This window comes from Anaerobiospirillum sp. NML120449 (genome assembly GCF_023051105.1).
GTDB lineage: Bacteria > Pseudomonadota > Gammaproteobacteria > Enterobacterales > Succinivibrionaceae > Anaerobiospirillum.
In genome coordinates this window covers 14,456-28,358 of record NZ_JALKIL010000053.1, presented here as the reverse complement: position 1 = coordinate 28,358, position 13,903 = coordinate 14,456, and the positions used below count along the sequence as shown (strand labels likewise).

8 protein-coding genes, 1 tRNA gene and 2 rRNA genes are annotated in these 13,903 nt (G+C 53.7%); 9 read left to right on the top strand and 2 right to left on the bottom strand.

Annotated elements, in window-relative coordinates:
* The 5 genes from MXE41_RS11685 to MXE41_RS11665 form a co-directional block, all read left to right on the top strand.
* Nucleotides 1–89 (top strand): 23S ribosomal RNA (locus MXE41_RS11685); the annotation flags it as partial.
* A gap of 92 nt (nucleotides 90–181) precedes the next feature.
* A 5S ribosomal RNA gene (gene rrf, locus MXE41_RS11680) occupies nucleotides 182–297 on the top strand.
* Between the two features lie 15 nt (nucleotides 298–312).
* Nucleotides 313–389: transfer RNA gene (locus tag MXE41_RS11675), tRNA-Asp, on the top strand.
* Nucleotides 390–1,085: 696 nt separating this feature from the next.
* A complete protein-coding gene (locus tag MXE41_RS11670) occupies nucleotides 1,086–2,447 on the top strand; it encodes a hypothetical protein (RefSeq protein ID WP_247100607.1) in 1,362 nt (453 codons plus the stop codon).
* 762 nt (nucleotides 2,448–3,209) lie between these two features.
* Complete coding sequence (locus MXE41_RS11665; protein ID WP_246978865.1) at nucleotides 3,210–4,277, top strand: glycosyltransferase family 4 protein; 1,068 nt, start codon at nucleotides 3,210–3,212, stop codon at nucleotides 4,275–4,277.
* A 191-nt stretch (nucleotides 4,278–4,468) separates the two neighbouring features.
* Here MXE41_RS11665 and MXE41_RS11660 read toward each other — a convergent pair whose 3' ends face one another.
* Both MXE41_RS11660 and MXE41_RS11655 read right to left on the bottom strand, forming a co-directional pair.
* Nucleotides 4,469–6,349, bottom strand: coding sequence for a hypothetical protein (locus tag MXE41_RS11660; protein WP_247100606.1), 1,881 nt, complete (start codon nucleotides 6,347–6,349; stop codon nucleotides 4,469–4,471).
* A 174-nt stretch (nucleotides 6,350–6,523) separates the two neighbouring features.
* Complete coding sequence (locus tag MXE41_RS11655; RefSeq protein WP_246978864.1) at nucleotides 6,524–7,801, bottom strand: molybdopterin-binding protein; 1,278 nt, start codon at nucleotides 7,799–7,801, stop codon at nucleotides 6,524–6,526.
* A 725-nt stretch (nucleotides 7,802–8,526) separates the two neighbouring features.
* Here MXE41_RS11655 and metA point away from each other — a divergent pair.
* From metA to MXE41_RS11635, 4 genes are all read left to right on the top strand, one after another.
* A complete protein-coding gene (gene metA / locus MXE41_RS11650) occupies nucleotides 8,527–9,447 on the top strand; it encodes a homoserine O-succinyltransferase (RefSeq protein ID WP_246978863.1) in 921 nt (306 codons plus the stop codon).
* Nucleotides 9,448–10,280: 833 nt separating this feature from the next.
* The gene (gene murA, locus MXE41_RS11645; RefSeq protein WP_247100605.1) at nucleotides 10,281–11,552 is read left to right on the top strand and encodes a UDP-N-acetylglucosamine 1-carboxyvinyltransferase; all 1,272 of its coding nucleotides are present in this window, start codon (nucleotides 10,281–10,283) and stop codon (nucleotides 11,550–11,552) included.
* Between the two features lie 158 nt (nucleotides 11,553–11,710).
* The gene (gene murB / locus MXE41_RS11640) at nucleotides 11,711–12,706 is read left to right on the top strand and encodes a UDP-N-acetylmuramate dehydrogenase (RefSeq protein ID WP_247100604.1); all 996 of its coding nucleotides are present in this window, start codon (nucleotides 11,711–11,713) and stop codon (nucleotides 12,704–12,706) included.
* An 8-nt stretch (nucleotides 12,707–12,714) separates the two neighbouring features.
* Nucleotides 12,715–13,659, top strand: coding sequence for a biotin--[acetyl-CoA-carboxylase] ligase (locus MXE41_RS11635; RefSeq protein WP_247100603.1), 945 nt, complete (start codon nucleotides 12,715–12,717; stop codon nucleotides 13,657–13,659).
* The last annotated feature ends 244 nt before the right edge of the window (nucleotides 13,660–13,903 follow it).

Here is a 13,903-nt window from a genome sequence, read left to right as displayed (position 1 = left end):
CGTTGAAGACTACGACGTTGATAGGTTGGATGTGGAAGCGCAGTGATGCGTGAAGCTGGCCAATACTAATGACCCGAAAGCTTGACCATACAACCCCGAAAGGTTTTAAAGGCAAGGTTACCATTAGATAGTAAAGAGTTAAGCACAGAGCTTGTACTGAACATTTTTAAATACAGATTTGTCTGGCGACCATAGTGCTGTAGTCCCACCTGTCACCATTCCGAACACAGAAGTGAAATGCAGTAACGCCGATGGTAGTGCAACGTACGATTGTGTGAGAGTAGGTCATCGCCAGGCTTAATTTTTAAATGCGGAGCGGTAGTTCAGCCGGTTAGAATGCCTGCCTGTCACGCAGGAGGTCGCGGGTTCGATTCCCGTCCGTTCCGCCATTTATCTCTCAAATGACCACCGCAAGGTGGTTTTTTTGTTTCTGGGCCTGGTAAAACCACCAGATCAGCCACCCTCCGGAAGCTGCTGCACGCAAGGACCGCAAGGCCTGCCCGCCTGCTCAGCACGGCCTGCCCGGCTGCCCGGCCGCCCGGTACTGCCGGTCAGCCTGCAACTGCCGGTCGCTGTCAGCGCAAGGTGCTCAGCCTCATCGCCCTGCTGCATAAGCCAGCTTCTTAATACCACCGCAAGGTGGTTTTTTCGTTTATGGGACCTGCAAAATGATCTGCACTGGCTGCCCGGACCGCAGCTGCGCCGCTTCCCGGGCGCCAGTGCGGGACTGGCAGGTCCGGGACATAGGGCTGTACCCTGTAGACTTTGAATCAGCACTGTGCACTAATGAGACAGAGGCCTGAAAAGGGGATAAAACCGGGGCCTAAAATTTGAGATTGGCTGACTTTCTCTTTAGAATATGACAGAGTGCGTGCATTGTCGTTATATGACCATGGCGGCCTTATAATTGCAGTAACATGCTAAGTCCGGACTGTCTGGATACTGATATACTTGTTTTTTGATACCCCCAGGGGTATCAGCGGATATTGCGCAAAGGAGCGTGAGGCTGAGCTGTCAGGCATATGACCTGAGGGCTTAACAGACCCTGAGCTTGAGCGTAGGCAGTATTAAAAGGAGCTGCTCCCTTGAATCAGATTTATGCCACACTTTTAAGAAGCCTGCTGGGTAATGACGTGATTGAAAGCACCCTGCAGGAAGTAGAGCAGAACTATCCTGTACTGTTTGACCGCCTTGCAGAGCTGGCCATGCCTGATGGTTCCAATCAGGAAGAGATGGTCGATTACTCACTGCATGTGGTCGATGCCTTCTTAAAGCTCAAGCAGTCTGAGATCTATCAGAATCCTGAACTGTTCAAGGTATTCCAGGCATTCTCCGCCGTATCCAACTCCTATGCAATCAAAGGCGAACCGGAATACATTCTGCGCTTTGATACGGCGCTTACTATCTGTGTAATGGCCCTGATGTGCGGTCTTAAGGATCTGGGCAGTATCACTGCCTACTCCAACTACGCCAATCAGTACATGCAGCTTATGCTTCCAGCCATGCTGCATCCTCGTTACCGCATCAGTGCTCCTAACTGTCGCTCTGTAATGCGTCTTGTAAATTACGAGCACCTTGAGGGCTTCTATACCAATTTCTTTACCCGTGCCAAGGTAGCTACCCGCTTAAATCCGCCTGAGGCCTTAAGAGCAATTCAGCCGAATATTGCTCAGGGAGCCAACTTTGGTACCGCATCAGCCCTGCATGGCCTTGACCACAAGTCACTGGGTGCATTCCTGCCATGTCTGGGGCTAGATCACGGTCTTATTTTAGGCCCGCGCCAGCTGCTCTTCTTATGTGCCGATCAGCTGGTCTTAAACGGCTATGACTATCTGCTCTCGCTCAATCATCTGCCTAATGAGGTACTGACTCAGCTTGATGTGCGTCTGGCCGCAACTTCCAATGCCAAGATTCTTATTGATCGCATCGACAGCTACTATGATCTGCTCGATGAGATTTCCGAGGACATGCAGACAGTTGTCTGCATCAAGCGTCTCAATCCTCAGACAAATATGGTGGAGGCTTTCTTCTTCCTCTCCACCCTGCCTCAGGTAGAGGATTCACTCTATCTGATCCAGCAGGCTAATATGGAGTGTGAGATGTCCCTGGCTCAGCCAGGCTCCTACATCATGACCATTTCCCGCAATGAAACTGAGCAGCACCAGCTGTTCCTGCCACAGCGCAATGACTACAACAAATTCGTGGTCAATGTGCTGTCCTATGAAAGAGATATCTCAGCCCGCCTTGTGGGCAATGGCAATGTAAAGCCATGGGATGTGATTCTCTACCGTAACGGCTCCAATCCGGTTCATGCCATGGTCAGCCTCTTCTACTACTTCATGTCTGATGTCATAGATCAGGACAGGATTATCATGCACCAGCGCAAGCGCATGTTTGACCTGCTCGGTGATAATCCAAGTCCGCATCAGGCCCGCTCCTTAGTGTAGAGCCTACTGAGAGTCACTGGCATGCCCTGAAGTATGGTCCCTGAGCCTCAGCTATGTGGGCCATGGCAGTATCTTCACGGTGCCAGCATTGGCCAGCGCTCAGCTGAGCGCCATGCAGCTGCTCTGCATCGCGCCCTGCAGTGGCCCTGCAGTGCACCCTGTACGCAGCCAGGCAGGTAAGCCTGGCGGGCCAGTCTGACCGGCCAGTCCTGCAGGGTATGCTGTATGCCCTGGACTTACTGTTTAGCAGAAGGTCGGGCTGAGATGTTCAGTGAATAAATTATTATTGGTCCTGCCGGAGCAGCGTACTGCTGCTGACCAGGGCCCTTTTGTTTTTATGCATGTCTCTTTCATGCATTCTCAGCAGGGCAGCAGCGTTACTGGCGCTGGGGCATGCTGAGTGCTGCACAGTATGTACTGCTGCAGATGCCAGAGCGCCTTGTGTGCACATGTTCCTGGCTGCACCTGGCAATACCCGGCCCACGGTTGCGTCGCTTATGGCGCAGCCTTGCTGAGGGCTGGCAGTTTTTCTGGAGCTGCGCGGCAGCGCCAGGTTATGTCTCCTCAGGTATAGAGCTTTTGATACGGTCTTTGTCATTGTGACTGTTGTCAGTGTGACAGGATGAGGTCTCTGATAGCTTTATCCATGGAGACAGGTTTGAGACCTGTACTGTGATTGCAGGATGATTGTCTGTTCAAGCTGTACTGCCTGAGAAGCAGGCGGCGTTTAGTGAAAGTAAAGTGCCCCCGGAGGAGAGTTGCATGGCTGGTGAAAAGAGGCTTGCTGTTGCCCATGTCAGTCTGTCACGTGGCTATCGCGGTCATGAGCGTCAGATTGAGCTTTTGATTAAAGAGCTCTCCAATCTTGGTGTGCCTCAGGCGCTGGTATGCCGTGATGACAGCCCGCTGCCGTTTCACCTTGAGGGAGTACGCAATCTTACCTTCATCAAGGTAGTAGGCTTTTCTGATCCGCGCTTTGGTGCCCATTTCAAAGTAGGCAATTCCTATACCCTGGTCCATGCCCATGATTCCATGGCCATGCAGTGGGCCCTGGTGCATTACATTTTGCGCGGCACCCGCTATGTGCTGACCTTTCGTGAAGATGATCTGACCTTAAGCGGCTTCATGACCAAGGCAGCCTGCAAGAGTGCTGCGGCCATTGCCTCTCCAGCCCGCGAAATCTCCGAATACCTGGCTGACGTCTATCAGCGTGAAGTAATCACCATTACCGACTGCGCTTCGCGTATGGAGCCTAACAAGAAGCTTGTTACCAACTTCCGCAAATCGCTCAACGGCCGCTTTGTAGTAGGCAATATCGCCCCTCTGGTCAACCGTCAGATGGGTCAGTCGGTACTCATCGACGCAGCCCGTCTGCTGCAAAGTGAAATGCCTGAGCTGGTCGTGGTCTTTGTCGGCGGTGGCGATGATATCAATCTGCTGCGCCATCACGCCCGTGACATGAAGAACGTCAAATTCGTAGGCTTCCGCCTTAATTATGTCGATTATCTCAAGGTCTGCGACGTCTTTGTCTATCCGGTCAACACCATCAGTAACTGCAGCATTGTGCTTGATGCCATGGAGCACGGCGTACCTGTCATTGCCTCCAACGTAGGCGGTATTCCTGACCTTATCAAGGATGTAACCACAGGCTTTCTTGTCGAGCCTGGTGATGCCGAGTCCATTGCCGAGTACATCAAGGCCCTCAAGGAGGACCGCGATCTGTATCATACCCTGGTCGCCAACGGCCGTAATGAGGCCGAGCTGCACAGCTCTGCAGCCATGGCAGCCGAGTATTACCGCAACTACATCACCATCATCAACAAGCCTTAGCCGCACCGCATGGCTGGCGGCGCCAGCCATGTGTGCTGCCCGGCGCATCAGTCCGGGCTGATGGCCACAAATAAAACAGCCTCTCTCCGGCATCATGTACCGGGGGGAGGCTGTTTTGCTGTGGGGCTCAGACAGGAGCCGTTACGCTGGCTGACTTTTGTGCAGTCAGCCAGCCAGTATGGCCCGGGCCTTCAGAACATCAGGCCTCTTTGAACTCTGATGTTCACCATGTGCTGCTGGATAAAGGAGCATATCAGGGCTGACTGGTTCTCATAGAACTCAGCTGAGTAGTATCTGAGTGCTTCATCACCAATCTCCCGGGCTGTAAGCCCGATGATGGAGCTATCAAAGAGATAAGGCGTCTGGACTGCATCCGGGCTTATGGTGATGCGTGTATCCTCAGTTTCGCCGCAGGCAAACTTCAGGAAGGTTTTCCACAGTGGTCTCTGGCAGTCAGGAGTATTCTTCAGGCCAATGGAAAGCCTGTGCTCATCGAGCACTTTTCTTACGGCCGTCAAAACCTTTCTGACATAGTACAGGGCAATACTCATGACAGCTGCAAGAGCCATTATTCTTTTCCTGCTGACGAGGTACGGGGCGTCGAAGAATGTTTCCATGCCTTTAAAGTCCTGCCATTGAGACTCCATGTCTGACTGGCTATGGCATGTCAGGTAAAGCTCAAGAGCCCGCTCAGGGGTTAGTTCAGCTTCGGTATCCGCTGTTGCAATCACGTGGCAAAGCTCATTTTCGACAGCCTCTTTGACTGCAGCCTCGCTGATGCACGCAACAGCACCTGCTGTGGCCCCGGACCGGGCACCGGCTGTGTACCTGTCTGCGGCTTTTCTCCTGGCAGGGTCTCCGGCAGGCTCTTCAAACTCAGGCTCTGTAACACTGACAAGCTTCAGCTTTTTGATGATTTCCTGAAAAGCTTTGGTTGCATCATCATTGCCTGAACGCGGCTCAGACTGAAGCTTTGCCAGCTTTTTGTTTACCTGAATGAGCTCTTTTTCGGCCTTTTTTAAGACAGCTTCCTGAGTGAGAGCCCTCATTGCTTCATCAACAAAAAGGATCTTTTGGAGAGTGACTTTGCTGCCATCACGGCATTTGAGGTCATGATGTCCAAGCCAGGCATAGCTGAATGCCTGGCCGCCTGTTCCCTCAGGTGCTGATTGATAAGTTGCTGCACTGGTTATGGTCAGGGATATTGAGCCGTTCCTGAGCTGCTCAAAGTCCTTTTTGACCCTGGAATCAGGCAGCCTTGTTACCAGGTCAGTTCCGTTGTCTTTGCAGACTTTTACTATTGCAGCAGTAATGGCTGCGCTGTCCACAACAAGGCGACTCAGATTTGGAAATTGCTCCTTACATGCCCTCAATGCCTCATCCATGGCTGACTCATGGGACTGTGACTTATCGGACTTACTGTCATACAGCGGCGACTGAAAAAGCATCATTGACTGCCCGCTGCCAGGCATACGTGCCCATATTTCCATAAGCTCGACCTCAGACAGAGCGGGCGCATTATCAGTGTCAAAAGTAACAGGCGCCTCAACCGCATTCTCACAGTCATCAAAATCTGCAGTGAGTGCAGACGCTGGCTGTTTATAACGGGATATCTCTGTCAGCTCGCTGTGAGAGAATCCATGGAAGTAAAGTGAAGAGCTGGTCAGACTGGCGGAGGTAACCGCATCATGGTCAATCAGATCTGATACTGTGTTGCAGTAAAAGCGGGCCGGTCCATAATCACCAATTCGGTCAAGCACCTCACAGAAGGCATCTCTGGTGACCTGGCTGTATGGACCGTCATCAGCGTTATCAGCTGTTGAGATCATGTTTGCAGGCAGGGAGCATGCAAACGACTCCATGTCGTTAATACCATGGGGCATGTCTCCGCTGGCAAACCTTAAAATCATGAGCTTTATAAGGCGGCCATAATGCAACTGAACATCTGTCACTGTGCTCATGAGCTTCTCATTAATCAGAGTTTCAAGGTCATCCTGATCCATAAGGCCAAGAACCAGGCCGTGATGTCTGATTTTGAAAGAAACTGAGCTTGCTATTGATTGCGTATCCATATTGCACTCCCCCAAAGAACGGTACAGGCCTGCACAGGTACATGTATCAACTCTCTGTAACAGGCCACAATATAATGGCGCTGCAGAAAAGTGCAGCGGCGGCCGGAACGCAGCGCGGTGGCGCCGCTGCGCCGGGCGGACGTCGGCCGCATGGCCGGGCGCATGCCCTGGCGGTCAGCCCTCGAGGGGAGTGCGGGTGCAGCTTATGGCCTTGACGAGGCAGTCCTCAGGAATGACTTCAGGCTCTTCCATAATGATCTTAAAGAGCTCTACGCAGCACAGGTGCGCAAGGAAGTCGCGGTTGCGTGAGTAGATAGCGTGGCTGTTGATATCTTCCCTGAGGGCAATGAGATAGTTGCCCTTGAGATTAAAGGCCTGACCGTCCTTTTTGATATCGAGGTTAAAGGAAAACTCATAGCAGTAAGGGTGAGTGTCGGTAATGGCCTTGTCCACGGCCTGACGGCATGGCTGCAGGGAAATGGTATTGAAATTGGGAGCATGTTCCAGCTGCAGATCGATGCAGTGCTTTTCACGGCAGGTCAGGTTATTTTCCTGAGTGTTGAGCACTGAGCAGGTCACATAGCTCTTAAAGAGCTCCTGCATGTGGATAAGCAGCCAGCCACGGCAGGCACCATCCAGGGCGTTGACGGCCGGCAATACCACCTTTGCGGCATTGAGGCTGTCAATGAGGCTGTAGTGGTCGCGGCATACATAGTAAGGAGACACAATCTCCATTACCTGCTCAAGCACGGCAAACATGTCGGTGTCGCTGGCATCGTGACCAATGATCTTAAGCTCGATGAAAGGATAGGCAGCACGGTCACCAATGGTAATACCCTGAGGCAGACGCAGCGGAGCGAGGCGGGACATGAGGGTGGACTCACCAATGCCCATGAGAAAGAGCTTGATAAGGTGGGTGCGCGGCACAGTGCCTTTTGAGTAGGAAATGATCATTTCCTTGATGGAGCTTTCCCACATTTCCTTGAGCTCACGAGGCACTCCCGGGGCAAAGATAAACAGTGCCTTGTTCACTTTGATGGCAAAGCCGCAGGCGGTACCGGCCGGGTTGTCTATCATCACTGACCCGGCAGGCAGCATGGCCTGCTTGAGATTGGAGTGGGTCATGACGCGGCCTCGGCCGTCAAACCATGCCTGCATGCGCTCATACCAGGTGGTATTGAGTTCCAGAGGAACGCCTGCAGTACGGGCAATGGCCTCAGTGGTGAGATCATCATTGGTAGGACCCATGCCTCCTGTAGCCAGCACCACGGCCTCACGCTCAGAAATTTCGGTAAACAGAGCCATGAGCTCCTCAAGGGAGTCACCTGTGGTATGGCGGCGGTTTACCTGCAGTCCGGCTTCAAAAAGCTCGCGGGACAGAAAGCTGGCATTGGTATCGTCAATATTGCCGGTAATGACCTCATCACCAGTGGAAATCAGCTCAATTCGCATAGCATCCTCTCTATTGTCACGGCTTTACATCAGCCGTGATGGCTCTGCCCCAGGGCCTGCCGGGGCGGTGGGCAGTTTTATCTGCAGCCTCAGCGCCTTCATGACGGCTGCGCCCTGCGCAGCGTCACTGGCTGCCTGTCGGCTGCGCCCTGCGCAGCGTCAGCAGCTGCCTGCGCGATGTCTGTTCTGCTGTCTGTGCAGCTGGCGCAGATAGCCGTTGGCGCAGTCCGGCCTTGCTGTGCTGATATGCAGCCTGTGCAGCCCCCTGGCTGATGACCCTGCTTTAGCAGTACCTGCAGCCTTGTGAAAGTATAACAGTACCTGACAGTATGGGAGCCAGGTGAACGATTTGTTCAGCTCCCTGCGCTTATTTATGGCACGGACAGGCATGATAACGGGGCTGTGGTAAGCTATCTGGTACAAGCTGTTTTGCTCATGCCCCTGTGGGCATGGCAGGACACTTTTATCTGTGCCACATATCAACTCTGCCTGAGTGCACAGGCATCAGCAGCACAGTCCCGGCGGCGCAGCAGCGGTAGCGCAGCTGCGCGCAGAGCCGGTGCCGGTGTGCATGCATATTGTGCGGCTGAATGTTTTGTGCGGAAGATGCAGTGCCGGTCTTTATGTTGAGGTGACATGCTCACCGTCAGACGGCAGCAGGTGCGCGCCCGTAATGGTCAGGGAGAACCAGACCGGGAGCGTCAGGGCTTTATCAAGGAAATGCCATGCCTATTAATATTCCCAATGGCCTGCCAGCGGCCTCAGTTTTAACTTCAGAGCATGTTTTTGTCATGACTCAGGATCGTGCCCAGAGTCAGGACATCCGTCCTCTGGAGCTGCTCATACTCAATCTCATGCCCAAGAAAATTGTAACTGAGATTCAGTACATGCGCCGCCTGTCCAGTACTCCTATTCAGGTCAATATCGACCTGCTGCGTATTGACAACCATGTCTCAAAAAATACACCTCAGTCTCACCTGGATAATTTCTACAAATGCTTTAATGACGTAAAGCATCTCAACTATGACGGCATGATTATCACCGGTGCTCCGCTTGATCGTACTGATTTTGATGATGTTACCTACTGGGAGCATCTCCAGGAGATCATGCAGTGGTCCACCACCCATGTAACCTCGACCCTCTTTTCGTGCTGGGGTGTGGCTGCAGCATTTAAGTACTTCTATGATCTGCCGCTGCTCAACCGTGATCACAAGCTGTCGGGCGTCTATATGAACAAGACCTCCAACACCTACTCGGCTCTGACCCGTGGTTTTGATGATTATTTCCTGGCTCCGCAGTCGCGCTTTATCGACTTCCCAACCTCAGTGGTGGAAAATCAGACCAATCTGGTGGTACTTGCCGATTCTGATGAGGCCGGTGTGTTCCTGGCCGCCTCACCTGACCGCCGTCAGGTCTATGTAACCGGCCATCCTGAGTATGATGTGGGCACCCTTGCCGACGAATACCGTCGTGACATGAATGCCGGCATGAATCCTGACATTCCTTACAACTACTTCCCTAATAACGATCCTGATCTGCAGCCACGCTGCACCTGGCGTTCGCACTCAGCTCTGCTTTTCAGCAACTGGATCAACTTCATCTATCAGGAAACTCCATATGATCATGCATTAAGGACTGATCGCTAAGTCCTTACGGCTTAACTTGAAAAGGGCGCCCTGAGGGGCGCTTTTTTGTGCCTGCACTCCGGCCTGAGGAGCTGCGCTGCGGCAGCCGGGCATTGCCTGCCCGTGCGGCTGCATGTCAGGCAGTGCGGCCCAGTGTGTGCCTGGCAGCAGTCTGTACTCCTGACCCCGGTGCTGCGCTGTGCCCGGTGCTGCGCGGTGCCCGGCGCTGCGCGGTGCCCGGCAAGGCATGCTTTGCGTGGCGGGGGCAGTTTGGGACTGGCGGGGTTGATCCTGTATGACAGCCCCGGCAGCCGGGGCTGGCCTCAGTTGCTGCTGTCAGGGTGAGCTGGCCCGGGGCCGGCTGGCCTGGAGCTGGCTGCGGCGGCCATGGGGCGGTGGGGCAACTGTCCTTGCTGTGCCGGGAACAGCCGGGTATAACCGGGACTGATATGCTATGGGAATAGCATGCAAAGACTGGTAAAATATGGATTTTTTGCAGGTACGGCAGCACCCTGGTCAAATTTGTTCTCAAGGCAGGCTGCGCGGTTACGACCGGTTTTTTTATAAGCTGATAACCTCTTCCCATACACTCCACAGTCAGGCTTCAAGGGCGATCGTGATGTGATGATGAGCTGCTCAGTATGATGCAGATGCTCTTATGCCGGTCTGCCTGCTCAGGCAGTGCTCCGGCGGGGCCGGGGCCGGGGACCGGAGCCTGGCAGCCGGGGCAGGGCCGCTGCGGGCCGGAGCCATGGTCCTTGCTGTGGCCATAGTCCTGGCCCTGGCCAGGGGCGGGCGTGGTGTGGTGTTTATCGGAAGAGGTCGGCAGTAAGTTTTTTTTGAGGCACAGAGCATTGGACAAGTTTGAAATAGTTGGTGGTAAGGTTCTTCAGGGTGAAGTAGGCATCTCAGGAGCCAAGAATGCAGCACTGCCTGTAATTCTGGCAACCATGCTTACAGATGAGCCTGTTACCCTGCGTAACGTACCTGATCTCAGAGATGTTCAGACCTGTTTCAGGCTGCTTACCATGATGGGCAAGAATTTCGAGCGCATCGATGAGAGCACCTACCGCATTACCGATGGTGTAACCAGCAACACCGCTCCATATGAGCTGGTTAAAACCATGCGTGCCTCCATTCTGGCCCTGGGCCCTCTGACTGCCTACAAGGGTGAGGCTGAGGTCTCACTGCCAGGCGGCTGTGCCATTGGTGCCCGTCCTGTTGATCTGCATGTTAAGGGTCTGCAGGAAATGGGTGCCGAGTTTGAGCTTGCCGAGGGCTATATCCGCTCCCGCGCTCCAGGCGGACGTCTGCATGGCGCTACCATCATGATGGACAAGGTCTCAGTTACCGGTACGGAAAATCTCATGATGGCAGCGGCTCTGGCCGATGGCACCACAGTGATTGAAAATGCTGCCCGCGAGCCTGAGATTACTGATCTTGCCGTGTTTTTAAAGGCCATGGGTGCCCGCATTGCAGGTGAGGGTACTGACACCATTACCATTGAGGGTGTGGAGCGTCTGCACGGCTGTGAGCACTCCATTGTCTCTGACCGTATTGAGGCTGGTACCTACCTTATTGCTGCCATGGCAAGCCATGGTGAGGTGCTGTGCCGTAATGTACTGCCATCCACCCTGGAGCCGGTGCTGGTCAAGCTGCGCAAGGCCAATGCTCTGGTAGAGGTAAGAGACAGCGATATTTACCTCGACATGCGTGGCCGCGACATTATGCCTGTTGATATCATTACCGCCCCTCATCCGGGCTTCCCAACCGATATGCAGGCCCAGTTTATGGTGCTCAATGCTCTTGCAAAGGGTACCAGTACCATTACTGAGACCATTTTTGAAAACCGTTTTATGCACGTGCCTGAGCTGATTCGCATGGGCGCAAATCTGTCCATTCAGGGCAATAATGTTCACTGTACCGGTGTTGAGACCTTAAAGGGTGCTCAGGTAATGGCCACCGATCTGCGTGCCTCAGCCTCACTGGTAATTGCCGGTCTGGTAGCTCAGGGCACCACAGTGGTAGACCGTATTTACCATATGGACCGTGGCTATGAGCATATTGAGCGCAAGATTCGCGCTCTGGGCGGTACCATTTCCCGCGTATCTGTCCGCCAGGGATAACAGGCCCCGTCCGAAGCGGCGTGACTGTGGCCCGCCAGGGCAGCAGTGCCAGGGACGGGCCGAATGCCCAGGCCCAGGCAGGCTGTAAGAGCCCGGCCCTGGCATTGTCGGCGGGCTTAGTTACGTGATGATTTGAGCTGTTAATCTGTGATCTGAGCATGTTTGATCTGAGAAATTACAATACTTTCAATCTGACTGTGTATGCACGCGAAGGGCGTGAGGTGCACAGCATTGATGATTTAAAGACTCCGGTCACTGGCCCTTATATCATTCTGGGCGGCGGTTCAGATGTGCTTTTTACCGAAGATTTCGACGGCACCGTGCTCATCAACAAAATTGAGGGCGTGAGCATTGAAAAGTGTTCTGACTGCTATCTGGTCAGAGCAGGCGGTGGACTGGTGCTTGATGATTTTATCGAGCAGATGCTCAGTCAGGACATTACCGGACTTGAGAACCTGTCCCTGATCCCCGGCACGGTGGGCGCAGCTCCCATACAGAATGTGGGCGCCTACGGCGTTGAGGTGGGATCACTTATTGAGAGCGTGGAGGCTGTCAATCTCAATGACGGCTCGCTGCGTATCTTTACTCATGATGAATGTGCCTTTGCCTACCGTCACTCCATTTTCAAGGAGCCTCAGTGCCGCTCATATTTCATCACTCATGTGACCTTCAGGCTGCCCCTTGCTTTCACTCCGGTGCAGAACTATGCCGGACTGCAAAGCTGCAGCTTCAGGGATGCAGGGGCGGTACGCAATACTGTCATTGCCCTGCGCAATGAAAAGCTGCCCAACCCACGTCATGTGGGCAATGCCGGCTGCTTTTTCAAAAATCCCTATGTTCAGCCTGAGGTACTGCACGCTCTTGAAAAGAGCTTTGGCAAGGTGCCCAGCTGGCCTGCTGAAGATGGCAGCTGCAAGCTGGCCGCCGGCTGGCTTATTGACAAGGCCGGATGCCGGGGCATACGTCATGGTCAGGTAGGCACCTGGGGTCAGCAGGCTCTGGTGATAGTCAACCTTGGTGATGCTCTTCCTCATGAAGTGCTGGCCATGGCCCGCTATGTCAGTGCTGAAGTAAAAAGTAAGTTTTCTATTGATCTTGTACCTGAGGTGCGCCTCTACGGCAAGCATGGAGAAAGAGAATGGGAACAGATCTGAGATTTGTAATGCCCTTATTAAGAACCCTCAACGAAGCAGACTCTCTGAGGATGAACTATCAGGTTCTGTGCTCTGAGCTGTCCGTATCTGTTGAGGAGCTGCAGGATACAGCTCTCAGGGCCAATGAGATAGAGCCGCTGCTGGTTCAGGATGGCGAAGATCTGGTTCTTACCCGCAGTCTTGATCTGCTCAATGCCCGTACCATTTATGAGGGCATCAAGCAGCGTGGCCGCTTTGCCTTAAAGGATGTAACTGCCTCTACCAATCTTGAGCTGATGCAGGAAAAGGACAACCTGGTATCAGGTGATGCCCTGGTAGCCGAGATTCAGACTGAGGGCCGCTCATTACGAGGCACCCGCTGGCTGTCCTCCATTGGCTCAAACATCATGCTGTCCATGGCTATCAAATTTCCGTCCCTGCAGCATCTGCTGGGCTTTTCTCTGGCCATTGGCGTGGCTACGGTAACAGCTCTTGAATTTGCCGGAGTACAGAATGTGCGCCTTAAGTGGCCTAATGATGTGGTCTTTGGTGACAAGAAGCTGGCCGGTATTCTCATTGAGTCAGTACCAAGCCCTGACGGTGAGGTCTTTGCCATTGTCGGTGTAGGTCTTAATATCCATAATTCCCAGAGCATTTCCCGCAATATTGACCGCCCATATACCACTCTTGAGGAAATGGGCTATGACGTCAGGCGCAATGACATCTGCATAGGCCTTATCAACGAGATCAAATACGCCTCCAACAATTTCCGCCGTTCAGGCCTTACTCCTTTTATCGACAGCTGGAATCGTCATGATGTGCTGCTGGGCCGTATTGTGGATGTGGCTATCTCCTCCCACCGTTCAGTAACCGGCAGAGTAGTGGGAGTAAACTCTCAGGGCGAACTGCTCCTTGAGAGCAATACCGGTGGCCGTACCGCCATTCGCTCAGGCCATATCATAGCCATTCGCTGATGCAGCTGTCTGCTGCCCACTGCAGCCTGTCCTGCTGCCCCTTGCAGCCGTCTGCTGCCCGGGCGCCGCAGTGGCGCCATATCAGGCCGGCCTGCAGTGCAGGCGTGGACCGGCGCCAGACTTTCAGTCTGCCCATGTAAAAAAAGCTCCCTTATGGGAGCTTTTTTCGTTGGCCCGGCCGGTAATGGTGTAAGCCAGTACCGCCGGTGCCGGCTGTCGCCTGAGGGCGCAGCTGGCAGCGGGG